Annotated in this window: 24 protein-coding genes; 9 read left to right on the top strand and 15 right to left on the bottom strand. The window is 70.8% G+C overall.

Annotation, left to right across the window (positions count from 1 at the left end; translation table 11 throughout):
• On the top strand, positions 1–795 hold a 795-nt coding region (locus tag V6R91_RS02655; RefSeq protein ID WP_336394036.1), incomplete at its 5' end, for an LPXTG cell wall anchor domain-containing protein.
• A 93-nt stretch (positions 796–888) separates the two neighbouring features.
• Here the strand turns inward: V6R91_RS02655 and V6R91_RS02650 are convergent.
• The 6 genes from V6R91_RS02650 to V6R91_RS02625 form a co-directional block, all read right to left on the bottom strand.
• Positions 889–1,074, bottom strand: a complete 186-nt coding sequence (locus V6R91_RS02650) for a hypothetical protein (RefSeq protein WP_336394035.1) — start codon at positions 1,072–1,074, stop codon at positions 889–891.
• A gap of 58 nt (positions 1,075–1,132) precedes the next feature.
• The gene (gene rplI, locus V6R91_RS02645; RefSeq protein WP_336394034.1) at positions 1,133–1,585 is read right to left on the bottom strand and encodes a 50S ribosomal protein L9; all 453 of its coding nucleotides are present in this window, start codon (positions 1,583–1,585) and stop codon (positions 1,133–1,135) included.
• Between the two features lie 11 nt (positions 1,586–1,596).
• Positions 1,597–1,851, bottom strand: a complete 255-nt coding sequence (gene rpsR, locus V6R91_RS02640; protein ID WP_045301896.1) for a 30S ribosomal protein S18 — start codon at positions 1,849–1,851, stop codon at positions 1,597–1,599.
• Positions 1,852–1,917: 66 nt separating this feature from the next.
• Positions 1,918–2,448, bottom strand: a complete 531-nt coding sequence (locus V6R91_RS02635) for a single-stranded DNA-binding protein (protein ID WP_336394033.1) — start codon at positions 2,446–2,448, stop codon at positions 1,918–1,920.
• A 5-nt stretch (positions 2,449–2,453) separates the two neighbouring features.
• On the bottom strand, positions 2,454–2,822 hold the full coding sequence (gene rpsF / locus V6R91_RS02630; protein ID WP_336394032.1) for a 30S ribosomal protein S6: 369 nt from the start codon (positions 2,820–2,822) through the stop codon (positions 2,454–2,456).
• 157 nt (positions 2,823–2,979) lie between these two features.
• On the bottom strand, positions 2,980–4,275 hold the full coding sequence (locus tag V6R91_RS02625) for a glycosyltransferase (protein WP_336394031.1): 1,296 nt from the start codon (positions 4,273–4,275) through the stop codon (positions 2,980–2,982).
• 68 nt (positions 4,276–4,343) lie between these two features.
• Here V6R91_RS02625 and V6R91_RS02620 point away from each other — a divergent pair, with 68 nt between their 5' ends.
• Positions 4,344–4,982: a TetR/AcrR family transcriptional regulator gene (locus tag V6R91_RS02620; RefSeq protein WP_336394030.1), complete on the top strand. Its 639-nt coding sequence runs from the start codon at positions 4,344–4,346 to the stop codon at positions 4,980–4,982.
• Between the two features lie 49 nt (positions 4,983–5,031).
• Here V6R91_RS02620 and V6R91_RS02615 read toward each other — a convergent pair whose 3' ends face one another.
• The gene (locus V6R91_RS02615; protein ID WP_336394029.1) at positions 5,032–6,231 is read right to left on the bottom strand and encodes an acyl-CoA dehydrogenase family protein; all 1,200 of its coding nucleotides are present in this window, start codon (positions 6,229–6,231) and stop codon (positions 5,032–5,034) included.
• An 89-nt stretch (positions 6,232–6,320) separates the two neighbouring features.
• Between V6R91_RS02615 and V6R91_RS02610 the strand changes: the two genes are divergently transcribed.
• Positions 6,321–7,514, top strand: a complete 1,194-nt coding sequence (locus tag V6R91_RS02610) for a hypothetical protein (protein WP_336394028.1) — start codon at positions 6,321–6,323, stop codon at positions 7,512–7,514.
• A gap of 244 nt (positions 7,515–7,758) precedes the next feature.
• Here the strand turns inward: V6R91_RS02610 and exaC are convergent, their stop codons facing one another.
• The 4 genes from exaC to V6R91_RS02590 form a co-directional block, all read right to left on the bottom strand.
• Positions 7,759–9,309 (bottom strand): acetaldehyde dehydrogenase ExaC, encoded by a 1,551-nt coding sequence (gene exaC, locus V6R91_RS02605; RefSeq protein WP_336394027.1) that lies wholly within the window; start codon positions 9,307–9,309, stop codon positions 7,759–7,761.
• Between the two features lie 109 nt (positions 9,310–9,418).
• Complete coding sequence (locus tag V6R91_RS02600) at positions 9,419–10,768, bottom strand: transcriptional regulator (protein WP_336394026.1); 1,350 nt, start codon at positions 10,766–10,768, stop codon at positions 9,419–9,421.
• A 61-nt stretch (positions 10,769–10,829) separates the two neighbouring features.
• Complete coding sequence (locus V6R91_RS02595; protein ID WP_336394025.1) at positions 10,830–12,257, bottom strand: CCA tRNA nucleotidyltransferase; 1,428 nt, start codon at positions 12,255–12,257, stop codon at positions 10,830–10,832.
• A gap of 40 nt (positions 12,258–12,297) precedes the next feature.
• A complete protein-coding gene (locus V6R91_RS02590; protein ID WP_336394024.1) occupies positions 12,298–13,827 on the bottom strand; it encodes a DUF7059 domain-containing protein in 1,530 nt (509 codons plus the stop codon).
• A 163-nt stretch (positions 13,828–13,990) separates the two neighbouring features.
• Here V6R91_RS02590 and V6R91_RS02585 point away from each other — a divergent pair, with 163 nt between their 5' ends.
• The 5 genes from V6R91_RS02585 to V6R91_RS02565 all read left to right on the top strand — a co-directional run bounded on the left by V6R91_RS02585 (position 13,991) and on the right by V6R91_RS02565 (position 20,026).
• A complete protein-coding gene (locus tag V6R91_RS02585) occupies positions 13,991–16,237 on the top strand; it encodes a DUF6049 family protein (RefSeq protein WP_336394023.1) in 2,247 nt (748 codons plus the stop codon).
• The gene (murJ, locus tag V6R91_RS02580) at positions 16,234–17,847 is read left to right on the top strand and encodes a murein biosynthesis integral membrane protein MurJ (RefSeq protein ID WP_336394022.1); all 1,614 of its coding nucleotides are present in this window, start codon (positions 16,234–16,236) and stop codon (positions 17,845–17,847) included. Before V6R91_RS02585 ends, murJ begins: the two co-directional genes overlap by 4 nt.
• 152 nt (positions 17,848–17,999) lie before the next feature.
• Positions 18,000–18,986: a thioredoxin-disulfide reductase gene (gene trxB, locus V6R91_RS02575; protein ID WP_336394021.1), complete on the top strand. Its 987-nt coding sequence runs from the start codon at positions 18,000–18,002 to the stop codon at positions 18,984–18,986.
• Between the two features lie 19 nt (positions 18,987–19,005).
• Positions 19,006–19,398: a thioredoxin gene (gene trxA, locus V6R91_RS02570; protein ID WP_336394020.1), complete on the top strand. Its 393-nt coding sequence runs from the start codon at positions 19,006–19,008 to the stop codon at positions 19,396–19,398.
• A gap of 211 nt (positions 19,399–19,609) precedes the next feature.
• The gene (locus tag V6R91_RS02565) at positions 19,610–20,026 is read left to right on the top strand and encodes a YciI family protein (protein WP_336394019.1); all 417 of its coding nucleotides are present in this window, start codon (positions 19,610–19,612) and stop codon (positions 20,024–20,026) included.
• An 8-nt stretch (positions 20,027–20,034) separates the two neighbouring features.
• Here V6R91_RS02565 and V6R91_RS02560 read toward each other — a convergent pair whose 3' ends face one another.
• On the bottom strand, positions 20,035–20,382 hold the full coding sequence (locus V6R91_RS02560; RefSeq protein WP_336394018.1) for a tryptophan synthase subunit alpha: 348 nt from the start codon (positions 20,380–20,382) through the stop codon (positions 20,035–20,037).
• A 62-nt stretch (positions 20,383–20,444) separates the two neighbouring features.
• Between V6R91_RS02560 and V6R91_RS02555 the strand changes: the two genes are divergently transcribed.
• Positions 20,445–21,704, top strand: a complete 1,260-nt coding sequence (locus tag V6R91_RS02555; protein WP_336394017.1) for an RNA polymerase sigma factor — start codon at positions 20,445–20,447, stop codon at positions 21,702–21,704.
• A gap of 4 nt (positions 21,705–21,708) precedes the next feature.
• Here V6R91_RS02555 and V6R91_RS02550 read toward each other — a convergent pair whose 3' ends face one another.
• The 3 genes from V6R91_RS02550 to V6R91_RS02540 all read right to left on the bottom strand — a co-directional run bounded on the left by V6R91_RS02550 (position 21,709) and on the right by V6R91_RS02540 (position 24,780).
• Positions 21,709–22,656 (bottom strand): ParB/RepB/Spo0J family partition protein, encoded by a 948-nt coding sequence (locus V6R91_RS02550; protein WP_336394016.1) that lies wholly within the window; start codon positions 22,654–22,656, stop codon positions 21,709–21,711.
• A complete protein-coding gene (locus V6R91_RS02545) occupies positions 22,656–23,591 on the bottom strand; it encodes a ParA family protein (RefSeq protein WP_442928102.1) in 936 nt (311 codons plus the stop codon). The genes V6R91_RS02550 and V6R91_RS02545 overlap by 1 nt, the downstream gene beginning before the upstream one ends.
• An 892-nt stretch (positions 23,592–24,483) precedes the next feature.
• Entirely contained in the window at positions 24,484–24,780 is a 297-nt protein-coding gene (locus tag V6R91_RS02540) for a GIY-YIG nuclease family protein (RefSeq protein ID WP_336394015.1), read from the bottom strand.
• Positions 24,781–25,768 lie beyond the last annotated feature (988 nt).

Below are 25,768 nucleotides of genomic sequence, written 5' to 3'. Positions count from 1 at the left end.
GACGCCTGGACCGGCGGCGAGGACTCGATCCTCGGCGGCACCCAGGTCGTCGCACCGGTCACCGCCCCGATCACCGCTGGCGGCAACGCCATCTCGGTCATCGGCGACAGCTCGAGCGAGCGAGCGACCACCGCGTCGCCCGCGCCGAGCAGCTCGAGCGGCACCGACGCCTGGACCGGCGGCGAGGACTCGATCCTCGGCGGCACCCAGGTCGTCGCACCGGTCACCGCCCCGATCACCGCCGGCGGCAACGCCGTCTCGGTCATCGGCGACAGCAGCTCGACCGGCGCCACCGCGACGCCGGGCACGGGCGGCGGTGCGGTCGTCGGCGGCACCGCGGGCGACGGATCCCTCCTCGGCGGCACCCAGGTGCTCGCGCCGATCTCGCTGCCCGTCGTCATCGGCGGCAACGCCGTCTCGGTGATCGGCGACAGCTCCACCACCGGCCCGGTCGTTCCGACGGATCCCACGGACCCGACGGATCCGACCGACCCGACCGACCCGACCGACCCGACGGACCCGACCGATCCCACCGATCCGACGGGCCCGACCGACCCCACCGACCCTGGCACGCCGGGGAACCCGGGTCACGACGGAACCCCGGGTGACGGAGGATCGGGCGGCATGGTCGGCCCGACCGCGTCGGACGGCATGACCGGCTCGACCGCGTCGGCCGGCACGGTCGCACAGCTCGCCGCGACAGGAGGATCGGGCGCGATGCCGTTCCTGCTGCTGGGTCTTTCCCTCCTGGCAGCGGGCGCCATCGCGCGCGCTTCGCGGCGCCGCTCCGCGTGAGTCGACGGGGCAAGTCGACGTTCCCCAGACGCCCCTTGCCTCGACCCGCGTGAGCAGCGGGAGGGCTGTCCCCAGCAGCCCTCCCGCACCCCCTCAGACCACCACGATCTCCCGGCCCGTGGAGTCCGGCGCTGCCTGGACCGGGCGCCACGGGCCGCGGAGCACGACCATCTCCGCCGCGATCGACGGCTCGGGACCGTCATCGCGGCGGAGATGCCACGCGCGGATGCCGTGAACCGGGGGGCTCGCGGCATCCGCGTCGGACTCCCCCCGGAGCATACGGATGCCGCGGACCCGAAGGTCCGCGGCATCCGTATGTCGCTTCGAAAGCCGAGGCTTACTTGGCGGGGACCACCTGCAGGGTGATCACGGCGGTGAGGTCGTCGCGAAGACGGACCGTCGCCTCGTGCTCGCCCGTCGACTTGATCGGCGAGGTGATGTGGATCTTGCGCTTGTCGAGGTCACCGAGACCCGCGGCCTTGACCGCGTCCGCGACGTCGGCGGTCTTGACCGCACCGAACAGGCGACCCTCGGCGCCGGCCTTGACGGCGAGGCGCACCTTGTTGGTCTCGAGGTTGTTCTTGAGAGCCACAGCCTCTTCGTGGTCGTGGATCGCGCGCGACTCGCGGGCGGCGCGGATCGACGCCACCTGCTTCTCGCCACCGCGGGTCCAAGCGACCGCGAAGCCCTGGGGGATGAGGTAGTTGCGGGCGTACCCGTTCTTGACCTCGACCACGTCACCGGCGCTACCGAGCCCGGCCACCTCGTTCGTGAGAATGAGCTTTGCCATGTCGGTACTCCTTAGCGGCCAGCGCCGGCGTAGGGCAGGAGCGCCATCTCGCGCGCGTTCTTGATCGCCTTGGCGATCAGACGCTGCTCCTGCACAGAGACACCGGTGATACGACGGGCGCGGATCTTGCCACGCTCCGAGATGAACTTGCGAAGAGTCGCGACGTCCTTGTAGTCGATGAGACCGACACGGATCGCCTTCGCGGGGGCCGCGTTCTTCGCGCCCTTCCGCGGCTTCCGGCGGTCGCCGGTTGCCTTTCCAGCCATGGTGCTTCCTTTACGTTTTCTTGATCGGATGCCTCGTCACGAGGCATCCGGAATCTTCTTCTGAGATCAGAACGGGGTGTCGTCGCCGTAGGCGCCCGGGGCGGCCCAGGCATCGCCGCCACCGGCACCGCCGGCGTTGGACGAACCGGGCGTCGACCACGGCTCGTCGGCGACCTGCGCCGGACGGGACTGGCCGCCGCCACCGCCGAAGCTGCCGCCGCCACCGGAGCCGCCCGCAGCGCGGGTGACCTGTGCGGTCGCGTAGCGCAGCGACGGGCCGATCTCGTCGACCTCGAGCTCGATCGCGGTGCGGTTGTTGCCCTCGCGGTCCTGGTAGCTGCGCTGCTTCAGACGGCCGGTCGCGATGACCCGCATGCCCTTGGTCAGCGAGCCGGCCACGTGCTCGGCGAACTCACGCCACACGCTCGCGCGGAGGAACAGCGCTTCGCCGTCCTTCCACTCGTTGGCCTGACGGTCGAAGTTGCGCGGCGTCGACGCGATCGTGAAGTTCGCGACGGGGAGGCCGTTCTGCGTGTAACGCAGCTCGGGATCTGCCGTGAGGTTCCCCACGACGGTGATGATCGTCTCGCCGGCCATGTTCCTCAGGCCTTCGCAGCCTTGGCGCTCTTGCGGGCGGCGCGCTCGTCGGCACGCTGCTTCTCGGAGGCGATCATGGCGATCGCTTCCTCGGCGCGGAGGACCTTGGTGCGCATGATCTGCTCGCTGAGGTTCAGCTGGCGATCGAGCTCCTGCGTGGTCGCGGCGGTAGCCGTGAAGTTGACGACGGCGTAGATGCCCTCGTTCTTCTTCTGGATCTCGTACGCAAGACGGCGCTTGCCCCAGATGTCGACGTTCTCGATGGTGCCGCCGTCGGTCGTGATGACCTTCAGGAACTTCTCGAGGTTGGCGCCGACCTGGCGCTCGTCGATCTCAGGGTTCAGAATGACCATGAGTTCGTACTGGTGCGTCACTAACCCACCTCCTTCGGACTAGAACGGCTGCCGGGCATTTCCCGGCAGCAGGAGGGTGTGTTGCACGTCATCCGGCTTCCCGCGAATAGAACGCGTGCGGACAACCCTCCTATGGTACCGGATGCCGCAACCGTCGCCGAATCGCCGCCGGCCTCCCTCAGCCGCGGGTCGGCGTGGCCGTCACTTCCGCGAGCACGCCGTCCAGGACGTCGAGGCCGGGCGCCGTGGCGAACGCCGACGCCAGCGCCTGAGCGCGCGTGCGGAAGGATGCCTCCGATCCCACCCGATCCACGGCGCGCGCGACCTGAGCGGGGGTCGGGCGATTCGTCTTGAGGTTGATCCCCGCGCCCGACCAGGCGACACGCGCCGACACCTCGACCTTGTCCTCGGTCTGTCCCGCGACCACCACGGGGACCCCGTGCGCAAGGGCCTGCTGCACGCCGCCGTAGCCGCCGTTCGTGACGAGCACGTCGACAAGCGGAAGCAGCCGGTCGTACGGGAGGTACTCCGCGACGCGCACGTTCGGCGGCAGCTCGGCAGGCAGGGCGGTGCGCGGGCGCCCGCCGGTCGAGACGACCACGAGATGATCCGAGGACGCCAGCCCCTCGATCGTCGGCAGCACGAGCTGACCGAAGTCGGCGTTGGCCACGGTCCCCTGCGTGACGTGGACGACCGGGCGGCGACCGTCGAGATCTGACCACCATTCCGGGAGCCTCGCGGTCGACGCCTGCGTGGGGAGCGGACCGGCGAAGTGGACCGTCTCGGGAAGGTCCGAGCGCGGGTACTCGAAGGCCGGGACGGTGAACTGCACCACGGCGTCAGCTCGGGAGGGCCAGTCGAGCACGAATCCGCCCAGCGGCACGCCGACCTCGCGGCGGCTGAGCTCGTCGGCCTCGCGCTGCACCGCGCCGAAGATCGCGCGCTCCGCGATGGCCGAGAGGACGCGGTTGCGAAGGCGCCCGACCGCTCCCGGCATCGGCGGAACGCCGAGGCCGAAGGGTGCGGTGTCGCGGCTCTTCACCCCGAGCGGGAAGATCCCCAGCGCGATCACCGGCGGCCGGTCCTCGCGCGGGAGCCGGTTCAGCAGGGCGGCTCCGAGGAAGAGCGGCTCGGTGAGGACGGCGTCCACGTGACCCGCAGCGAGCTCGGCGCGCACCGCCGCCAGCTGCGCGGCACCGGGTCGGACGAAGAGGTTGGTCATGTCGAAGCGGATGGCGGCGGGACCGGTGAGCCCGACACGCTCGGGGAAGGCGCTGTCGGGGTCGTCGAGGTCGACGTCGGCGTCGGCCGGCAGCGGCAGGAACTGCACACCGGCCTCGCGCACGCGATCGGCGTAACGGTCACTGGTGAGGAAGCGCACGTCGTGTCCGCGCGCGCTGAGGTGGCGCGCGATCTGAAGAAGGGGGATGACGTGACCGTGGGCGGGGGTGCAGGTGATGAGGTAGCTGGACATGAGAGCGGTGGCCTTCGTTAGAGTTTTGATTTGCTGCTGGAGTATTCATAACACCGAGAGGCAAGTCAATGACGCCTGATACATCTCCGCGTGCCTATCGCTCCGAACTGCGGACGCAGCAGGCGCAGGGCACGCGTCGTCGCATCGTGGAGGCCGCGGCCCGGCTCTTCGCCGAGTGCGGCTATCAGGCCACGACGCTCACGGCGATCGCACGCGAGGCGGGCGTCTCGACGGAGACGGTGAAGACGGCTGCTCCGAAGGCCGAGCTGCTCATCGCGGCGTTCGAGGTCACGTTCGCCGGAGAGGAGTCCGCGCAGTCCCTCACCGACACGGAGGTGGGGGCGGGGGTGCTCGACGTGCCCGACGAGGTGCTGCTCGATGCGGTGCTGACGCGGATCGCCACCGCGAACGCCCGGGGTCACGCCCTGTGGACGGTGCTGCTCGGCGCGGCGGCATCCGACCCCGTCGTCGACGACGCCCTGCGGGCGATCCTCGCGCGCCGGGCCGCGGACTACCGACGCCTGGTCGCCGAACTGGTCACCCGCGGCTACGCCTCCGCCGTCACCGATCCGGACGCGACAGCCGCGGTCCTGTCGTTCCTCCTCTCGCCGGAGGGCTACCAGCAGCTCGTCGTCCAGTCAGGCTGGACGCCGGACCGCTACACCGCGTGGATGCACGCCGCCGTGCTCGCAGAGCTCGCGAGCTGAACCCGGCCCGCTGAACCCAGACCCGTGAACCCGGCCTGGGCGGCCGGGGTCAGCGGAAGGCGCCGAGGCCCGTGAGGTGCTGCCCGAGCACGAGGGTGTGCACCTCGTCGGTCCCCTCATAGGTGCGCACCGACTCCAGGTTGGCGGCGTGGCGGATCGGCGAGTGCTCGAGCAGCACGCCGTCGCCGCCGAGGATCGTCCGCGCCTCCCTGGCGATCTCGATCGCCTCCCGCACGTTGTTGAGCTTGCCCAGCGAGACCTGCGTGGGCGTCAGGGTGCCGGCATCCTTCGCCCGTCCGATGTGGAGCGCGAGCAGCGCACCCTTCTGCAGCTCGACCACCATGTCCACGAGCTTGCGCTGCGTGAGCTGGAAGCCGGCGATCGGCCGGCCGAACTGCTCCCTTCGCAACGCGTGCCGCAGCGCCGCCTCGTAGCTGTCGCGCGCGGCGCCCAGCGCACCCCACACGATGCCGTAGCGCGCGTCGTTCAGCGCCGAGAACGGCCCGCGCAGTCCGCGCGCACCCGGAAGCAGAGCGGATGCCTCCACCCGCACGCCGTCCAGGCGGAGCTCGGTCTGCACGGAGGCGCGCATCGAGCCCTTCGGCGCGAGCACCGTCACCTCGAAGCCGGGCGCGTCGGTCGGCACGAGGAAGCCGCGGACGCCGTCGTCGGTCTGCGCCCACACGACCGCGAGCCGGGCGACCGAGGCCAGCCCGATCCATCGCTTCGCCCCGGTGATGATCCAGTCGCCGCCGTCACGACGGGCGAACGTCTTCATGCTCGACGGGTCGGAGCCGGCGGTGGGCTCGGTGAGGCCGAAGCTGCCGATCACCTCGCCGGCGGCCATCGCCGGCAGCCACTGCTCCTTCTGCTCGGCACTGCCCCAGCGGTGGATCGACCCCATCGCCAGCGAGCCCTGCACCGAGACGAAGGTGCGGATGCCGGAGTCACCCGCCTCGAGCTCGAGCGCGGCCAAGCCGTACTCGACGGCGCTGCGGCCGGGGCATCCGTACCCCTCCAGCTCCATGCCGAGCACGCCCAGCCGCCCGAGGGCCGGGGCGAGCTCGACGGGGAAGTGGGCGCGGTCGAACCAGTCGGCGATGTGAGGGCGGATCTCGTCGTCGACGAACGCGCGCACGCGGTCGCGGGCCGACCGCTCCTCGGCGCTGAGCAGTGCGTCGATGCCGAGGATGTCGGATGCCTCGCGCAGCGCATCGAGGTCGTCGGGGTCCCTGCGGGCATCGGTCATGGCGCCTCCTCGCGTCCCTCCGATCATGCCTTCCCGGGCGCGGGCGTGCAGAACCCTGGACTGGACCCGGCCGCCGGTACCGTGGTCGGGTGAGCGATCCCTCCGCTGCCCGCTCGGCGACGACGTATCCCTTCGATGCGCGTCCGCTCGTGGAGCCCGTGCCGCACGGCGCACCCCGCGCCTTCGCCGACGAGCTTCGCCGCACCGGCCGGCTCCCGGGATCGGGGAGCAGCCCGTTCGTCGCCATCGTCCTCGGCGCCGTCTTCCTCATCGTGTTCGGCTCGGTCGCGCTGACGATCGTGTCGACCGTCGTGGGGGCGCTGTCGTCGGGCATCAGCGGCGGTGGCGGACTGGGCGTGCTGTTCGCGCTGTTCCCCCTGATCGTGCTGGGCGTGATCGCCGCCCTCGCGATCACGCTCTTCGTCCGCGGCACCCGCGGCAGGCAGGAGCGCATGTACCGGTTCGACCGGTTCGCGCGCGCCAACGGGATGACGTACCTGCCGGCGCTGGACGGCCCCGGCCTGCCGGGCATGATCTTCTCGATCGGCAGCTCACGGCAGGCGAGGGACCTCATCCGCGGCGACGTCCCCCGCTTCGTCGAGTTCGGGAATCACCGCTACACGACCGGCTCGGGCAAGAACCGGCAGACCCACCACTGGGGCTACGTCGCGGTCAAGCTCGACACCCCGCTGCCGCACATCGTGCTTGACGCGACGAGCAACAACTCGCTGTTCGGCTCGAACCTGCCGATGACGATCGACCGCGACCAGCGCCTCAGTCTCGAGGGCGACTTCGACCGCTACTTCGCGCTCTACTGCCCCGCGGACTACGAGCGCGACGCCCTCTACCTCTTCACGCCCGACATCATGGCGCGCTTCATCGACAACGCCGCCGCACTCGACGTCGAGATCGTCGACGACTGGCTCTTCCTGTACGCCAAGCGCGACTTCTCGACTCTCGACCCCGCCACGTGGGCGTGGCTGTTCTCGGTGGTCGGCGCGCTGCTGGACAAGCTCGCGCAGTGGGCGCGGTGGCGGGACGAGCGCCTGGCGGCGGATGCCTCGACCCAGGGCGCTGCGACCGCCGCGGGCGGCGCGGACCACGCCGGCGCGGCATCCGCCGTTCCCTTCACGCCCCCGCTCGAGTCGCTGCGGCCGCCGCCGGGCGTCGCCCCCGAGGGACGCCGTCTGCAGCGCGGGATCCCGTGGGTGTCGATCGTCGTCGGCGGTGTCGTCGTGGTGCTGTGGATCCTCTCCCGCCTCGGCGGCTCGTTCTTCCCCTGAATCACGGGCCTCCCGGAAGCAAGGAATCATGCACGCATTCACCGAGAAGGACATCCGCGCGTCCTTCGTCAACGCCGAGTAACCGCGTACTCGGCGAGATCGCACGCTATCGGCGCCGATGACGTGGTCGTTCGCCGAGTAACCGCGATCTCGACGGGGGCCGGGCCGGAAGGCCGGTGACGAGCATGCCGCCGGGACGACCCGGGCGGCGCGTGGGGCGCTCCGCCCGGGTCTGCGGGGAGGATCAGAAGAATCCCATCGCCCCGTCGGCATACGACACCAGCAGGTTCTTCGTCTGCTGGTAGTGGTCGAGCATCTTGAGGTGGTTCTCGCGCCCGATGCCGGACTGCTTGTAGCCGCCGAACGCCGCGTGCGCGGGGTACTGGTGGTACGTGTTCGTCCAGACGCGGCCGGCCTCGATCGCGCGTCCGGCGCGGTACGCGGTGTCGCCCGAGCGGCTCCACACCCCCGCACCGAGGCCGTAGAGGGTGTCGTTGGCGATCGAGATGGCGTCGTCGAAGTCGTCGAACGACGTGACCGAGACGACGGGACCGAAGATCTCCTCCTGGAAGATGCGCATGTCGTTGGTGCCCTCGAACACCGTGGGGGCGACGTAGAAGCCGTCCGAGAGGTCGCCGCCGAGGTCCACGCGCTCACCGCCGGCGAGCAGCTTCGCGCCACCCTGCTTGCCGATGTCGATGTAGCTCAGGATCTTCTCCAACTGGTCGTTGGACGCCTGAGCGCCGATCATCGTCGCGGGGTCCAGCGGGTTGCCCTGCACGATCTTCGACACGCGCTCGAGGCCGTCGCCGAGGAAGCGGTCGTAGATCGAGCGCTGGATGAGGGCGCGCGACGGGCAGGTGCACACCTCGCCCTGGTTGAGCGCGAAGAAGGTGAAGCCCTCGAGCGCCTTGTCGTAGTAGCCGTCGTCGGTGGAGCGGGCGACGTCCTCGAAGAAGACGTTCGCGCTCTTGCCGCCGAGCTCGAGCGTCACCGGGATGAGGTTCTGCGACGCGTACTGCATGATGAGCCGGCCCGTCGTGGTCTCGCCGGTGAAGGCGACCTTGCGGATGCGCTTGTGCTGCGCGAGCGGCGCGCCCGCCTCGATGCCGAAGCCGTTCACGATGTTCACGACGCCCGCGGGGAGCAGGTCGCCGATGATGTCGAAGAGGAAGAGGATCGACGCCGGCGTCTGCTCGGCGGGCTTCAGGACGACGCAGTTGCCCGCGGCGAGCGCGGGAGCGAGCTTCCACGTGGCCATCAGGATGGGGAAGTTCCACGGGATGATCTGGCCCACCACCCCGAGCGGCTCGTGGAAGTGGTAGGCCACCGTGTCTTCGTCGAGCTGGCTGAGCGAGCCCTCCTGCGCCCGCAGGACGCCGGCGAAGTAGCGGAAGTGGTCGACGGCGAGCGGGATGTCGGCGGCCAGGGTCTCGCGCACCGGCTTGCCGTTCTCCCAGGTCTCGGCGACGGCGATCCGTTCGAGGTTCTGCTCGATGCGGTCGGCGATCTTGTTGAGGATCACGGCGCGCTCGGCGGGCGTCGTGCGCTTCCACGACTCGAACGCCTTGTACGCGACGTCCACCGCGCGGTCGATGTCCTCGACCGTGCCGCGGCCGACCTCGGTGAACGGCTTGCCGTTGACGGGGCTGATGTTCTCGAAGTACTGGCCCTTGATCGGCTCGACCCACTCGCCGCCGATGTAGTGGCCGTAGCGGGGGCGGTAGTCGGCGATCGAGCCGCGCTGCCCGGGAGCGGCGTAGATGCTCGAGACGCCCTCTTCGACGATGGTCATGATGGTCTCCTTCGACGCTGTCCGCGACGGTCGTCGTCGCGATGGGTCGAAGGTAGGCCGGGCCAGGTTGCACAACGTTGCGCGACCCCGAGCAAGGCGCAGCGGGCGGCTAGTCGTCGGACTCGAGCTTCTCGATGCGGGCGACCAGCCCCGCGCGCCGGGGAGAGCGGGGAGGCAGCATCGAGAGGCAGAGCCGCAGCAGCTCGACGTCGCCGGCGGCGGCATCCGTCTCGGCGAACGCGAGCAGGACGTCGACGGATGCCTCCGCCATCAGCGCCTCGCGCAGCGCCGTGCGGACGGTCTCGCGGAACTCCTCCACACCGGGCGCGACCGAGTCGGGGAGCACGTCGCCGCGGTATGCCGCGAGGGCGACCCGGTGCGCGCCGCGATCGAGGAGCGACAGCACCTGGTGGGCGTCGGTCTCGACCTCGACGCCCAGCCGGTACGGGCGGGATTCGGGCACGAGGGCGGGAGCTGTCTGCGCGAGCGCCCTGCGCAGCCGCACCATCTCGGCACGGAGCGTCACCGAGCCCTCCGGATCGCCGTAGACGAGTTCGCCGAGGCGCTCGGCCGACAGGCCCTGCCGGTGCACGGCGAGCATGAGCAGCAGCTCGGCGTGCCGGGGGCCGAGCTCCGACAGGGTCTGGACACCCTCGCCGACCACCTCGAGCAGCGCCCGATCCCGCCCGAGCACGCGGAGGGTCGCCCGCGTCGGCTCAGGGCGCCGTGTCGGCGTGCGGCGGGCCCCCCGCGTCGATTCGGGAGCGTGACGAACGGCCGCGCGCTCGCGCAGGCGTGCCACCAGCAGCTCTCCCTCGATGGCGCGGGCCGTCGCGTCCACGAGGAGCTGGGCCTGCGGGGTCACCGCCTCCACGCCCCCGGTGACGTCGATGACGCCGAGGATGCGGCGCGTCTCGGGGTCGTGGACGGGCGCCGCCGTGCACGACCACGGGTGCACCAGCCGGTTGAAGTGCTCCGCGCCGCTGATCTGCACCGACCGGTCGAGCGTGAGCGCCGTCCCGGGCGCGGCGGTGCCCACCGCGTCCTCCGACCAGTTCGCGCCCTCGACGAAGCCCATCGCTCCGGTGAGGCTGCGGACGTGCCGGTCGCCCTCCACCCACAGCAGCCGTCCCGCCGCATCGCCCACGGCCACGACGACGCCCGATTCGGATGCCTCGCCGGGCAGCAGCAGCCCGCGCACCATGTCGATCACCCCGGCGAGCGGGTGGGCGCGCCGGTAGGCCTCGAGCTCGTCGGCCGTCAGATCGAGCGGCGGGAGGGCCTCCGCCGCGACCAGGCCCTCGAGCGAGCGGCGCCACGACTCGCGCACGAGGGCGCGGACGTCGCGCAGGCGCTCGTCTCCCGCGTTGCCGGCGACGAGCTCCTCATGGGCGCGCTCGATGAGCAGGCGTGAGGTCTCGGGCGACACCTCCCGTCGCTGCGACCACGGTGAGGACACGGCGGCTCCGATCGACGTCGGGGAGCGTGCGTCCAGTGTAGGGGCAGGGTCGACCGCCGGTTCAGGCCCGCGCGGCCCACCATTCCCGCAGGCGCCGCTCGGCCTCGTCCTCGCCCACGATCCCCTCGTCCAGCCGCAGGTCGAGCAGGAAGCGGTACGCCTCGCCGACCTCGCGGCCCGGGCCGATGCCCAGCACCTGCTGGATGCGGTTGCCGTCGAGCTCGGGACGCATCGCCTCGAGCTCCTCCTGCGCGGCGAGCTCGTCGATGCGGCGCTCGATGTCGTCGTACGCGCGGGCCAGCCGTGTCGCCTTCTTGACGTTCCGGGTGGTGACGTCCGCCCGCGTGAGGATGTGGAGACGCTCGAGCTCGGCGTCCGCGTCGCGCACGTACCGGCGCACGGCGGAGTCGGTCCATGCGCCCTCGGAGTAGCCGAAGAAGCGCAGGTGCAGCTCGATGAGCCGGGTCACGGCAGCGATGGTGGCCGAGTCGAAGCGCAGCGCCTGAAGCCGCTTGCGCGCCATCCGGGCGCCCTTGATGTCGTGGTGGTAGAACGTCACCCCGCCGCCGGGCTCGAGGCGCCGCGTCGCCGGCTTGCCGATGTCGTGGAGGAGCGCCGCCAGCCGCAGCGGCACGTCGGGCGCGGCATCCGGATGCCGTGTCTTCTCCAGATCGATGGCCTGCCGCAGCACCGTCAGCGAATGCTCGTAGACGTCCTTGTGGTGGTGGTGCTCGTCCACCTCGAGCTGCAGCGCCGGGACCTCGGGAAGGAACTCGTTCATGAGACCGGTCTGCACGAGCAGGCGGATGCCGCGCACCGGGTCGTCGGTCGCCAGCAGGCGCGCCAGCTCGCCCTGAATGCGCTCGGGGCTCACGATCTCGAGCGTCTGGCGCAGCTCGGCCATGGCCGACACGGTGGCGTCGTCGACCTCGAAACCGAGCTGCGACGCGAAGCGCGCGGCGCGGAGCATGCGCAGCGGATCGTCGCCGAAGCTGACGTGGGGATCGGTCGGCGTCCGCAGCACGCCGCGCACCAGATCCTCGACGCCGCCCGTCGGGTCGATGAGCGTCTGGCCGGGCACGTGCAGCGCCATCGCGTTCACGGTGAAGTCGCGACGCAGGAGATCGCCGTCGATCGTGTCGCCGAACTCGACCGTGGGCTTGCGGGTGACGCCGTCGTAGCTGTCGGCGCGGTACGTGGTGATCTCGACCTGTTCGCCGTGCACGCGCGCACCGATCGTGCCGAACGCGCGGCCGATGTCCCACTGCGCCGTCGACACGGGGGTGACGATCCGCAGGATGTCGTCCGGCCGCGCATCGGTGGTGAAGTCGAGGTCGTTGGTGGTGCGGCCCAGCAGCGCGTCGCGCACGGGCCCGCCGACGATGGCGAGGTCGAACCCGGCGTCCGAGAACGCGCGGGCGAGCGCGGCGACGACGGGGGATTCGGCGAGCGCGCCGAGGCGCGCGATGCCCTCGGCCATGTTGAGCATGGGTTCCAGCCTACCGAGCGCATCCTCTCCCGCCGCGCGGTCAGCCGCCGGGGGCGAACCGCAGGAAGCCCGTGAACAGCAGCTCGCGCACGCGCGGCAGCAGATCCGCGCGCAGGGCGCCGCCGTCGACCTCGAGCAGCTCGGCGATCGCGTCGATCAGCACCCCGACGGGCATGTCCCCGTCGCACGCGCCGACGAGTGCGGCGAGACCGGGGTCGACCCCGAGAGCCCGCCCGAACCCGCCGCCCTGCCGCAGCTCGATGATCGTGGGGTCGTCGGCGCCGGGGAGGTGGTGGCGGGCCTCGGTGACATCGGGCGCCACCAGGAGGACGGATGCCGCGAGCGCGGCGTCGTCGAGGGTGCCGAGGCGGTCGTGCGCGTCGAGCGCCGCCGCGAGGTGAGCGCCGAGGCCGTCGCCGGCGAGCGCGGCGTGGAGCGTCTCGTACCGGGAGAGGGTCGGCACGCCGTCGAGCGGCCGCCGCAGGAGAAGGTAACCGAAGCCCACCTCGGTCACGCCGCGCGCGCCGAAGTCGTCGAGCCACGCGTCGACGAGGCGCGCGAAGCCCGGCGTGCCGGGAAGCGTCCCGCCGTCGCGCACCCAGAGCTCGGCGTACGACAGCGGGTCCAGTCGCTCGCGCTCCACGACCCAGGCGTCCAGCGGCACGGGCGAGGACTCGATCCACCGGCGCACGCGGTCCAGCCCCGCGATGCGGTCGCGGGTCTCCCAGTTGCCCAGCAGCTGTGCGACACCGCCGGGTGCGAGGTGGCGGCCGACCCCTGAGACGAAGGCCGCCACGAGGTCGTCGCCCACCATTCCGCCGTCGCGGTACTCGTACGCCGGCACGTCGGCGACGCGCGGCGTGATGACGAAGGGCGGATTGGACACGACCCGGTCGAACAGCTCCCCCTCGACCGGCGCGAACAGGCTTCCCTGCCGCACCTCGATGCCGTCCACGCCGTTGAGCAGCGCGTTCAGCCGCGTGAACGCGAGGGCGCGCGCAGAGATGTCGGTGGCGACGACGTGATCGACGTGGGCGCGGGCGCGCAGCGCCTGGATGCCGCATCCGGCGCCGATGTCCAGTCCCCGCGCCGCCGGCGTGGGCAGCTGCAGGCCCGCCAGGGTCAGCGACGCGCCGCCCACCCCGAGCACGTGTTCCTCGGGGAGCGGCCCGCCGAGCGCCGCCTCGTCGAGATCGCTCGCGACCCACCACTGCCCGGATCCCGTCTCGTCGGCGTACGACTGCGGTCGCACCAGCGCCAACGGGCGCACCTCGCCGTCCTCCGCCGACGCGAGCCCCAGCCGGGTCAGGCCCTCGGCGCCGGTGCGGACAAGTGCACGATCGACGGATGCCGCGGCCTGCGGCATCCCGAGCACGAGAAGCCTGCCCAGCACGGCCAGCGGATCCTCGCGGTCCCCCAGCCCGCGCGACGCCGGCGAGCGCAGCCCCCGCGCGATCGCGTCGTCCGCGGCCTGCCCCCACGCATCCCGCAGCGCCTCGGCGGTGAACCCCGCGTCGCGCAGGTCGGCGGCGAGGTCGCGGCAGCGGGCGGGATCCGGTTCGGGCAGCATCCGACCATTCAACCGCGCGAGCGGGCCGTCGTCGTGCCGCCGTCCGCGGCACGTGACGCCGGTGCGGCCCGGCATCCGGCGGGCTCGGAGGCGCGGACCGTAGAATCGCAGTCGATCGTGCGGTCAGGACATCGCACAGGAGCGAACCCCCGACAGGATGATCGTGACCCAACCGCGAGCACTGCGGCGCACGCCTCGCCGCGCACAGCGCCTCGTGACCGCCGCCGTCGCCGCGCTGGCCGTGCTCGCGACCCTCCTGCTGCCGGCCCCGTCCCTCGCCGCACCGTCTCCCGAGCCCACGCCCACCCCCACGTCGGCCGTGCCGCCCGGGACGACGGCGTTCACGCTCTCTCCGCTTGCGAACGGCGTCGTGCGAGCCGGCGAGTCGCTGAGCGTCTCGATCTCGCTGCAGAACGGCACGGCCGCCGACCTGGCGCCGGTCGACGTCACGCTCTCGCTCGGCACCGCTCCGCTGACCGACCGCACCGCGCTCACGAGGTGGCTCGAGGGTGCGCCGGATCCCTCGCTGCAGCCGATCGCGACGACCTCGACCGGGATCGTGGCGTCCGGGTCGTTCCAGGTGCGCGGGGTGACGGTCCCGGCGGACGATCCGGCACTCGCGGACCGCGCCCCGGGCGTCTACCCCCTCTCGGCGTCGTACGAGGACGCCTCCGGCACCGTGACCTCGGTGAGCGTCATGATCGTGCCCCCGGCCGAGGCGGCCGACGTCGGACTCGGCGTGATCGTCCCCATCACCGCAGGCCCCCTCCGCGCAGGGCTGTTGACGGCCGATGAGCTGGCGGTGCTGACCGGCCCCGACGGCAGCCTGACCGATCAGCTCGACGCCGTGCGAGGCACCCAGGCGATCCTCGCGGTCGATCCGGCGGTGCCCGCCTCGATCCGCGTGCTCGGAACGTCGGCGCCCGAGTCGGCCGCGGAGTGGCTCGCCGAGCTCGAGAGCATGCAGAACTCCCGCTTCGCGCTGCAGTTCGGCGACGCGGACGTCACCCCCCAGCTGCAGGCCGACCTCCCCCGCCTCCTCGCACCCACGTCGTTCCGGGCCTACATGTCCCCGTCGGACTTCGCGGACGTCACCCCCAGCCCGACCCCCACGCCGACACCGACGCCCGGCGACCCTACCGCCGCGACTCCGACGCCGACCGCGCCGCCGGGACCAGCGCTGCCGAGCACCGATGAGCTCCTGGACATCGGGCCCGCCGCACGAGCTGGCGTCTACTGGCCGGCCGACGGCACCGCCGACGCCGACGTCGTGGCGCAGCTCGGCGAGATCCCGACCGACGGCGGCGTGCCCTCGATCACGGTGATCCCGTCCGCGACGACCGAGCCGGGAGCCGCCGGGCGCACCGTCGCCGCCCACGGCGTCGTCGGCGAGTCCGAGGTGCTCGTCTACGACAGCGACGTCTCGACGGCGCTCGACGAGGCGTCGCGCAGCGAGGAGTCCTGGCTGCGCGGCGCACCGCTGTCGGCCGCCACCGCCTACCTCGCGTTCGCCACGGCCGATACGCAGGGTCCCGTGCTGGTCACCCTCGGCCGCGGCGACGGCCGCTCGCGCGTGGGGATGGAGGCGGCGATCTCCGCCGCCGTCACCGCGCCCGATGTGCTGCCCCGCAGCCTGCCGGCGGTGACCACGAGCGCCTCGGACGAGATCGCGCTGACCGGCGTCGAGCCGTCCACCGAGCGCGCGGCGGCCGCGGCGACCCTCGTCGCCGACGAGGGCGAGCTCGGCCGGTTCGCGACCATCCTGGACGAGCCCTCACTGCTCAACGGCCCGGAGCGCAACGAGATCCTCCAGCTCCTCGGCGTCGCCTGGGTCGGCGACCCCGACTGGGCCGCCGCCATCGCCGAGCACCGCGAGCAGACCAGGACGACGCTCGGGTCGGTCGCGCTGCTCCCCACGGTTCCGAACGACCTCTACGGATCGAACGCCTCGCTGCGCTTCTGGGTGCGCAACGACCTGCCGTACCCCGTCAACCTCGTGCTCTACACGACACGCGACAACCTGCGGCTCGACGTGCAGAACGAGACGCCCGTCGTCGCCACCGCGCAGAGCAACACGCGCGTGGAGGTCCCGGTCCAGGCGCGGGTCGGACGCGGCGAGGTCACCCTCACGCTGCAGCTGCGCAGCCCGGCCTTCGTCGCGATCGGCGAGCCCGAGTCGGTCGAGGTCAACGTGTGGGCCGACTGGGAGGGCGTCGGCATCGGGGCCCTCGCCGTGCTCGTCGGAGCGCTGCTCGTCATGGGGATCGTCCGCACGGTGCTCCGGGTGCGTCGGCGCCGGCGCGGGACGGATGCCGACACCGCCGTCCCGGCCGACACCGCCGTCGCGGCGGAGCCCGGCCCCGACGGCGCGGGGGAAGAGCCGCAGCCCCGCGAGGAGACGAAGCCGTGAGCGGGATAGGGCGCGCGAGTGTGCTCATCGGCGCGGGCACGGTCGTGTCGCGCCTGACGGGCTTCCTCCGCGCGGTCGTCCTGGTGTCGGCGGTGGGCGCGACCACGGCGGGCGGCAACGCCTTCGCCGTCGCGAACCAGCTGCCCAACAACATCTACGCCATCATCTCGACGGGTCTTCTGAGCGCCGTCGTCGTGCCGCAGATCGTCAAGGCCGCCGCCCATGACGACGGCGGGCGGGCTTTCGTCTCCAAGCTGTTCACCCTCGGCACCGTGGTGCTCCTCGGCACGACGCTGGTGGCGACCGCGGCGGCGCCCTGGCTGGTCGCGCTCTACGCGCCGGCGTTCCCTCCCGAGCAGCAGGCGCTGGCGACCGCCTTCGCCTACTGGTGCCTGCCGCAGATCCTCTTCTACGGGCTGTTCGCGCTCGTCGGCGAATCCCTCAACGCGCGACGGGTCTACGGGCCGTACACGTGGGCGCCGATCGTCAACAACCTCGTCTCCATCGCCGGCTTCGTGGCCTTCATCTGGCTGTTCGGCCCGGCCGGGAGCTCCACGCAGTGGACGCCCGTGATGATCGCGGTGCTCGCGGGCACCGCGACCCTCGGCATCGTCGTGCAGACCGCGATCCTGTTCGCGTTCTGGCGCAAGACGGGCCTGCACGTGCGACCCGACTTCGGGTGGCGCGGCGTCGGGCTCGGCCAGATCGGCCGGCTGGCCGGCTGGACCTTCCTCATGGTGCTCGCGGGCCAGCTCGCCGGCATCGTGCAGTCGCAGGTGATGTCGCGCATCCCCGAAGGCGACCCCGGCGTCTTCGTGGCCGGCAACGCCTGGCTGCTGTTCATGCTCCCGTACTCGATCATCGTGCTCTCGATCGGGACGCCGTACTTCACCCAGCTCAGCGAGCACGCCGCGGCGGGACGCGACGAGGACGTCCGGGGTGACATCGGCCGCAGCATCCGCACCCTCGGGCTCTTCGTGGTGGGTGCCACGGCGGCGCTCGGAGTCGCGGCCATCCCGGCATCCCGCATCTTCACCGACAGTCCGGACGAGGCGGTCGCGGCATCCGCGGTCCTGCTGTGCTACCTCATCAGCCTCATCCCGCTCGCCGTGCTGTTCGTGGTGCAGCGCACGTTCTACGCCTACGACGACACCCGCACGCCGTTCCTCTTCACGATCCTGCAGTGCACGCTCGTCGTGCTCACCGCGTGGGGGGCGCTGTGGGCGTTCACCGCGGGCGTGCTGCCGGCCTCCCGGCTGACGGCGGCCGTCGCGCTCGGGCAGTCGCTGGCGAGCGTCGTGCAGGTGATCGTCGCGACGTGGCTCCTGCACCGCCGGCTCGGAGGCATCCGGGTGGGATCCTGGATGCTGTCGCTCGGCCGGTTCGCGCTGGCCGCCGTTCCGGCCGCCGGCGCCGGCTGGCTCACCTTCCAGCTGCTGGGGGGTGTGGACGGGTGGACCGTCGCCGACAAGGTGCTCGGCGCCGTGGGTGCGGCGATCATCGGGGTCGTCGTCCTCGTGGTCTACGCGGGGTTCCTGGCGCTGCTGCGCGCTCCCGAGCTGTCCGTGGCCGTGGGCCTGGTCCGACGGTTCCTGCCGGGGCGCGGCTGAGATACCCCCTGCGCCTCCGGCCGGTGTAGACGTGTCGCGCCGCGTCGGCAAGGGGGAGGGCGCGGAATGCCACGCGGTTACCATGTGTTGAGGCATCCGGAAGCCCCGCTCCGTCGACGGGAGCCCGGGGTTCCACGAGGAAAGGTGCGCACGTGCGTCAGGTCATCATCATCGGTTCGGGCCCCGCGGGCTACACCGCCGCCATCTACGCCGCCCGGGCGAATCTGAGCCCGCTCGTCGTGGCGAGCTCGGTCGAGGCCGGCGGCGAGCTGATGAACACCACCGAGGTGGAGAACTTCCCCGGATTCCCCGAGGGGATCATGGGTCCCGACCTGATGGCGAAGATGCAGGAGCAGGCCGAGAAGTTCGGCGCCGAGGTGCTGTACGACGACGTCGTCTCGCTCGACGTCGACGGCGCGGTCAAGAAGATCACGCTCGGCAGCGGCGCCACGCACGAGGCCGACTCCGTGATCTTCGCCACCGGCTCCGCCCCGCGGAAGATCGGCATCGAGGGTGAGACCCGCCTGTCGGGTCGCGGCGTCTCGTATTGCGCGACGTGCGACGGCTTCTTCTTCCGCGAGCGTGTGATCGCCGTGGTGGGCGGCGGCGACTCCGCGATGGAGGAGGCCACCTTCCTCACCAAGTTCGCATCGAAGGTGTACGTCATCCACCGCCGCGACGAGCTGCGCGCGTCGAAGATCATGCAGGACCGCGCGTTCAAGAACGAGAAGATCGAGTTCATCTGGAACGCCGAGGTCGTCGACATCCTGGGCGACGAGGCGGTCAGCGGCGTCGTGCTGCAGGACACGGTCGACGGCTCCACGCGCGAACTGCCGCTGGACGGCGTCTTCGTCGCGATCGGCTACGACCCCCGCACGCACCTCGTGCACGGCAAGCTCGAGCTGACCCCGGAGGGCACGGTCTGGGTCGACGGGCGCTCGTCGCGCACGTCGGTGCCGGGCGTCTTCGCCGCCGGCGACGTCATCGACCCCACCTACCGGCAGGCCGTCACCGCGGCGGGCAGCGGCACGGTCGCGGCCCTCGACCTCGAGCACTACCTCGCCGCTCTCGGCGAGGCGGGGGAGCCCGACGCGCACGGCGACCAGATCGCGGGGCTGCCCGAGGTGACCCCCGTCTGAACCTGGGAGTCCGCGGCACGTGGGGAACAATCCCGCCGCGGACCACGTTCAACCCCTCACGAAGACTTCCACCGAAGGAGAGAACCAGATGACCGCCAAGGCGACCACCTCCGCCACGTTCGAGCAGGACGTGCTCCAGGCTGACGGCCCGGTGCTCGTCGACTTCTGGGCCGAGTGGTGCGGGCCGTGCCGCATGGTCTCGCCCGTCCTCGACCAGATCCAGTCGGAGCACCCCGGCAAGATCACGATCCTCAAGCTGAACGTGGACGAGAACCCCGATCTCGCGATGAAGTACCAGATCACGTCGATCCCCGCGATGAAGGTGTTCAACAAGGGCCAGGTTGAGACCACGATCATCGGCGCCAAGCCGAAGTTCGCCCTCGAGCAGGACCTCGCCGCGTACATCGGCTGAGTCCCCGCTGATTTCACGAGACCCCGTCGGCTCCGGCCAGCGGGGTTTCGTCGTCTCATCCGGGTATCCGTCATATTCCGTTTTCGGAATCCGTTGATTTTGGAAAGATCTTCTCGGCGGATGTCGATCGGGGACCCGATCGTTCGACGTATCAGGTGAAGGCCCACAAGGGCCGCCGAACGGGCGATCAGCCCCTACGAGAGGAACACCCATGCGATACATGCTCATCATGAACGTCGACGCCGCGGCCGCTGCCGCCTTCGATCCCACCACGACCGACATGGCGGCCGTCTACGCCGCCATGGGCGCGTACAACGAGGAACTGCAGAAGGCGGGCGTCTTCCTCAGCGCGGAGGGCCTTTCCGACGCCGTGGAAGGCTTCCGTGTGGACTTCGACTCCGTCCCGCCCGTGGTCACCGACGGACCCTTCGCAGAGGCTCGCGAGGTCTTCACCGGGTTCTGGATCCTCGAGGTCGCGTCGCGCGAAGAAGCGGAGCACTGGGCGCGCAAGTGCCCCCTGAGCCCCGGCACGTCACTGGAGGTTCGTCGCGTGAACGAGATCAGCGACTTCGACCAGAGCGACGAGTGGGTCGCGAAGGAGCAGGAGTGGCGCGCCGCCAACTCCTGATGCGGCCCTCAGTGTGCGTCGGCACGCACCGTCGCGTCCCAGCGGCGGTGCGTCTCGGCGTCCCCGAGGAGCCGCCACACGGCGCGCGTCAGCGGCGGGTAGTCCAGCGAGATCTGGCGCAGCACCCGGTAGTGCCGGCTCGCGTTCGGCAGAGCGCCGCCGTTCGCGGCGATGTTCTCGGCACGCAGGATGAGGACAACCAGCTCATCCACGGTCGGAAGCTCGTCCATGAAGTCCCACGGATCTTCTCCCGCGCGCAGCCGCTCGGTGACCAGCACCGACAGTTCGTCGGCCGCCTCGGCGCGCAGGAGCTCGAGGCTCGCGCGCCGGCGCGGGGTCTGCTCGTTGTGGGCCACCCGTCAAGGGTACGTTGCCCGGCCGACGCCGTGGCTCTTTCCGCCTCGCTTACGCTGACAGAATGACCGACCACGACGAGCACGCGCGCCGGGCGGTCGAGGCCGTGTGGCGCGCGCAGTCCGCCCGCATCGTGGCTGCTCTTACCCGGCACACCGGCGAGTTCGCCTGGGCGGAGGACCTGGCCCAGGAGGCGCTCGTCGAGGCGCTCGCGGCATGGTCGAGCAGCGGCATCCCCGACAATCCCGGAGCCTGGCTCATGTCCGTCGCCAAGCGGCGCGCGATCGACGGCTGGCGTCGCCGGGAGCGCCTGGCACAGCGCGAGCCGCTCTTCGTCACCGACGCGATCGTCGCGGAGTCCGTCGACCCCGTGCCGGACCAGGCCGACCCCGACGCCATCGACGACGACGTGCTGCGCCTCGTCTTCGTGGCGTGTCATCCGATCCTGCCCGCTCAGGCCCGGCTCGCCCTGACCCTGCGCACGGTGGCCGGGTTGACCACCGAGCAGATCGCCCGCGCCCTGCTCATGAGCGTGCCCACCGTGCAGCAGCGCATCGTGCGCGCGAAGCGGTCGCTCGCCGCGGAGCACGTGCCGTTCGAGGTTCCGGATCGCGCCGAGCGCCCGGCACGGCTGGCGAGCGTGCTGCAGGTGATCTATCTGCTGTTCACCGAGGGCTATGCCGCCGCGGACGGGGAGGGGCACATCCGCCCCGACGTCGCCCGAGAAGCCGTGCGCCTGGGACGGCAGCTCGCCGCGCTCATGCCGGGCGAGCCCGAGATCTGGTCGCTCATCGCGCTGATGGAATTCCAGTCGTCGCGGTTCGCCGCGCGGGTCGGCGCCGACGGCCTTCCGGTCACCCTCGAGGACCAGGACCGGCGCCGTTGGGACCGGTCGGCGATCGGCCGGGGCAACGACGCGATGAGAAGAGCGGATGCCGCGCCCCGCGGACTCGGCTACTACGGCGTCCAGGCCGCGATCGCCCAGTGCCATGCGGTGGCGCCGACCTTCGCCGACACGGACTGGGACCGGATTCTCCGCCTCTATGACGCACTCGCCGCGCTGGCGCCGTCAGCCGTCGTGCGGCTCAACCGCGCCGTCGCCCTCTCGATGGTCGAGGGTCCAGAGCAGGCTCTGGCCGCCGTGGACGCCCTCGAGCCGGAGCTTGCCGGCTTCCGCCCGCTCGCGGCGGTGCGGGCCGAGCTTCTCCAGCGGATGGGACGACCGGATGCCGCGGCCGCCGCGTTCCTGGACGCCGCCGGCCTCCCGGGCAACGACGCCGAGGCCTCTCTGCTGCGACGCCGGGCCGCCGCGCTCGGCGCGTGAGGCGTCAGTTGTCGCCGTATCCCGTCTCGCCGAGCTCGGCCAGGATGCGGTTCAGATCCTGGATGCTCGCGAAATCAATGTTGATCTGGCCTTTCTTGGCGGTCAACGAGATCTTGACGCGGGTGTTGAGGCGGTCACCGAGCCGCTCGGCGACGTCGTCGAGGTGCGCACGGCGGGAGCCGGCCTGAGGTTTCACCGCGCGCGTGGGGGAGGCATCCGGAAGCTTCGCGGCGGCCTCGGCGGCACGCACCGAGAGGTCTTCGTTCACGATCTTGTCGGCGAGACGCTGCATCGACGCCGGGTCCTCGAGCGAGAGGATGGCGCGCGCGTGGCCGGCGGTGAGGACACCGGCGGCGACGCGCTGCTGCACCGGCATCGGCAGCTTGAGCAGGCGGATCGTGTTGCTGATCTGGGGACGCGAACGTCCGATGCGGGTCGCCAGCTCCTCCTGGGTGATGCCGAAGTCCTCGAGCAGCTGCTGGTACGCCGACGCCTCTTCGAGGGGGTTGAGCTCGGAGCGGTGCAGGTTCTCGAGGAGCGCGTCGCGCAGGAGGTGCTCGTCGGCCGTGTCGCGGACGATCGCGGGGATCGACGTCAGTCCCGCCTCGCGCGCGGCACGGGTGCGGCGCTCACCCATGATGAGCTCGTACTCGCCGTTCTCGTTGGTGCGCACGACGACGGGCTGGAGCACGCCGAACTCACGGACACTGTGGACGAGCTCGGCGAAGTGCTGGGGGTCGAAGTTGGTGCGGGGCTGGCGCGGGTTGGGAACGATCGCGTGCGGGTCGATGTGCGCGAGGCGTGCGCCCGGCACGTCGACCAGGTCTTCCTCGATCTCCTCGACCGCGACGGGCCGGGGGAAGAACACGTCCGCGGGGCGCTCCTCGACCTGCTCGTTGGTCGGGATCAGTGCACCGATTCCACGTCCGAGTCCCGTGCGCTTCGCAGCCATCAGGCGTCCTCTTCTTCCTCGTTCGAGGCGCTGTCGCGCCGGATGATCTCCACGGCCGCTTCACGGTACGCGATCGCGCCGGCGGACTGACCGTCGTAGGCGATGACGGTCTGGCCGAAGCTCGGCGCCTCGGAGACGCGTACGGAGCGGGGGATGACGGTTTGCAGCACTTCGCGCGGGAAGTGCTGACGCACCTCGTCGGCGACCTGCTGGGCGAGGCGGGTGCGGCCGTCGTACATGGTGAGCATGATCGTCGACAGATGCAGCCGCGGGTTCAGGTGCTTCTGGATCATTCGCACGGTGCCGAGCAGCTGGCTGAGTCCCTCCAGCGCGTAGTACTCGCACTGGATCGGGATCAGCAGCTCGCCGGCGGCGGTGAAGGCGTTGATCGTGAGCAGTCCCAGCGACGGGGGGCAGTCGATGAGGATGAAGTCGAGGCGCTCTTGGAGGGTATCGAGGTACTCCTCGACGGCCGTGCGCAGCCGGTGCTCGCGGGCGACCTGCGAGACGAGCTCGATCTCTGCGCCGGCGAGATGGATGGTGCTCGGGGCGCACAGCAGGTTCGGCGACTCAGGGCTGACCTGCACGATGTCGGCGAGCGGGAACTCGTCGATCAGCACGTCGTACACGCTGGACGTCTCAGCGGTGTGCGGAACGCCGAGAGCCGTGGAGGCGTTTCCTTGCGGATCGAGGTCGATCACGAGCACGCGTGCGCCTCGGTCGGCGAGTGCGGCGGCGAGATTGACGGTGGTCGTGGTCTTTCCCACGCCACCCTTCTGGTTCGACACCGTCAACACGCGGGTGCGGCCGGAGAGCTGGACGTCTGTTGCTTCCAGGACTTTCCGGCGAGCGGAGAGATCTGCGATTTCCCGGGCGATCGGTGAGTCGTCGAACGAGAAGGATGCCGGAGCTTCGGTCTCGTCGGGCTGTTTCACGTGAAACACTCTCCCTTTCGCGAGCCGGTGAACAACGCCTTCCACTCTATCCCGAGCCACCCCCGCCGCCTTCCGCGACGTCCCTTTCCGGGCCTTCGCTTCCCGATGTTTCACGTGAAACACCGCCTTCGCCCGTCGAGCAGCGAGGACCGAGCGTATCGAGACCCAGACGCCCCCCGCCGGTCGAGTAGCGAGGAACGAGCGTATCGAGACCCTCAACTCTTCCCCCGCCGGTCGAGTAACGAGGAACGAGCGTATCGAGACCCTCAACTCTTCCCCCGCCGGTCGAGTAACGAGGATCGAGCGTATCGAGACCCCCCGACCCCGGAATGGTGCAGACCATACCCGCAACCGCCGGTCGAGTAGCGAGGAACGAGCGTATCGAGACCCTCGACTCTTCCCCCGCCGGTCGAGTAGCGAGGAACGAGCGTATCGAGACCCCCCGACCCCGAAATGGTGCAGACCATGCCCGGAACCGCCGGTCGAGTAGCGAGGAACGAGCGTATCGAGACCCCGACGCTCCACCCCGCCGGACGGCGCCTTCGCACCACCCCGTCGTGGGCCATAAGCCACACCAACCGGAGGAATCAGCCGGCCGGGACCGTAGCCCTCTCAAGATCCGCGCCCGACCGGTCGAGCGGCGGAGGAACGTATCGAGACCGGAGCGGATCCCGTCCTCTCCGTGCGTCAACACGGCGCCCGAGCTGGGCCCTCTGCATCTGCAGCGCGACCACGTGTGCCGAGACCTCCCGATCGGTCAGGAGGAGCGGGGATACCCAGCGCGTGGTCTCGATACGCTCGCACCTCGCTACTCGACCGGCGGGGCGTGAGATCGGAGTCGTGTTCTCGATGGCATGTTTCACGTGAAACAACTCACTCTCCGCGTCCGCACTCAGCCTTCAGATGTGTCCACGAACCGCTTCTTGCTGAGCGCCGGTAGCGACTCCAGGTGCCCGGTGGCCAACGCGATGCGCTTGGCGCGGCTCCACCCCTGCACCTGCTTCTCACGTCGGTAGGCGTCGTCGACCCGATCGAACTGTTCGAAGTAGAGCAGATGCACAGGGAGACGCGTCTTGGTGTATTCAGCCCCTTCACCCTCGTTGTGCTGCGCGATTCGGTGCTCGAGGTTCAGGGTGCTCCCCACGTAGAGGGAGCCGTCGGCGCATTGGAGAATGTACATGTAGGCCATCGGGCTATCGTTGCGACTTGGCTCGAGACGACGGCTCGCGTCGTACGGGCTGTGGAGTCAACGCGGGCGACTCCGTGCTGGGGAGGAGCGGCGACGCGGTCCAGGATGCCATCCGCCCCCGTCGCGAAGAGGCTGTCAGCTCTCCCACCACACCTTCCATCCCCCGGCGCTGAGTCAGCGCCGTCCCGTTGGGGATCAGTCGCGCACACGACGGCTTCCCCAAGAAGTCGGCGCGTTCCCAGTCGCGCCCGTCGCATGGTTGCCCGGGCTCCGACTGAAGCACCCGGCTATGTTTCACGTGAAACGGCCCGGCCCGATGGCTCTCCTCTCGCTATTGCCCCGCATGAAGCTTCGTGATGTTTCACGTGAAACGTCGCCACACGTCGCTGCCACTCCCAGGCGCATGGTTAGGGCGAGAAAAGGGGGCTCTGAGTGCGCCCGAGGGTATAGGGGCAATCAGCCCACGGGCGCGGCAGCCGCTCTGTGCAGAATCTCACGCGATCGACATTGACAGGCCACGGCCAGCCCCGAGTATGCGGTCTTCGAGTCGGTGACTGGCCGACGAACAGGTGGTGGTCTCGATACGCTCGTCCCTCGCTACTCGACCGGCGAGTGCAGGGTGTCGCAGCGCTGAAGCGAGCGGTACGCACGTTCTACCCGCCATGCGCGCGAACTCCTCCTCGGCCCACCGCGGACTGTGGACAGGTCTCGATACACTCGTGCCTCGATACTCGGCCGGCGAGTGCGGGGTAGGACTGAAGCTGCGGCACCGCATCCGCTGAGACCGCGCGATGTCGGACCGGGAGTGCATGGAGCTCGGCGGCGCAGAAGGCTCGGGCGCGGTGAGGTCCGAGTGCGGGACCGGAAGATGGGCACAGGTATCGATAGCGCGCGCCTCGGTGGTCGACGGGCGCGATCAGAAGGTTGTGCGGTCCGTGGCCAGTAGGTCTCGATACGCTCGTACGCGCTACTCGACCGGCAGGTGTAC

This window comes from Microbacterium sp. CCNWLW41 (genome assembly GCF_037083505.1).
The sequence above is the reverse complement of the archived record's forward strand: the minus strand, read 5'-3'. Positions and strand labels throughout refer to the sequence as shown.

What these genes read in the sequence shown, in the direction of transcription:
- rpsR (WP_045301896.1), bottom strand. Translation starts at nt 1,851, where the DNA reads ATGGCTGGAAAGGCAACCGGCGACCGCCGGAAGCCGCGGAAGGGCGCG.
- V6R91_RS02540 (WP_336394015.1), bottom strand. Translation starts at nt 24,780, where the DNA reads ATGGCCTACATGTACATTCTCCAATGCGCCGACGGCTCCCTCTACGTG.
- V6R91_RS02625 (WP_336394031.1), bottom strand. Translation starts at nt 4,275, where the DNA reads ATGTCCAGCTACCTCATCACCTGCACCCCCGCCCACGGTCACGTCATC.
- rplI (WP_336394034.1), bottom strand. Translation starts at nt 1,585, where the DNA reads ATGGCAAAGCTCATTCTCACGAACGAGGTGGCCGGGCTCGGTAGCGCC.
- V6R91_RS02650 (WP_336394035.1), bottom strand. Translation starts at nt 1,074, where the DNA reads ATGCTCCGGGGGGAGTCCGACGCGGATGCCGCGAGCCCCCCGGTTCAC.
- V6R91_RS02595 (WP_336394025.1), bottom strand. Translation starts at nt 12,257, where the DNA reads ATGCTCAACATGGCCGAGGGCATCGCGCGCCTCGGCGCGCTCGCCGAA.
- V6R91_RS02620 (WP_336394030.1), top strand. Translation starts at nt 4,344, where the DNA reads ATGACGCCTGATACATCTCCGCGTGCCTATCGCTCCGAACTGCGGACG.
- V6R91_RS02550 (WP_336394016.1), bottom strand. Translation starts at nt 22,656, where the DNA reads ATGGCTGCGAAGCGCACGGGACTCGGACGTGGAATCGGTGCACTGATC.
- V6R91_RS02565 (WP_336394019.1), top strand. Translation starts at nt 19,610, where the DNA reads ATGCGATACATGCTCATCATGAACGTCGACGCCGCGGCCGCTGCCGCC.
- V6R91_RS02555 (WP_336394017.1), top strand. Translation starts at nt 20,445, where the DNA reads ATGACCGACCACGACGAGCACGCGCGCCGGGCGGTCGAGGCCGTGTGG.
- V6R91_RS02615 (WP_336394029.1), bottom strand. Translation starts at nt 6,231, where the DNA reads ATGACCGATGCCCGCAGGGACCCCGACGACCTCGATGCGCTGCGCGAG.
- V6R91_RS02590 (WP_336394024.1), bottom strand. Translation starts at nt 13,827, where the DNA reads ATGCTGCCCGAACCGGATCCCGCCCGCTGCCGCGACCTCGCCGCCGAC.
- exaC (WP_336394027.1), bottom strand. Translation starts at nt 9,309, where the DNA reads ATGACCATCGTCGAAGAGGGCGTCTCGAGCATCTACGCCGCTCCCGGG.
- V6R91_RS02635 (WP_336394033.1), bottom strand. Translation starts at nt 2,448, where the DNA reads ATGGCCGGCGAGACGATCATCACCGTCGTGGGGAACCTCACGGCAGAT.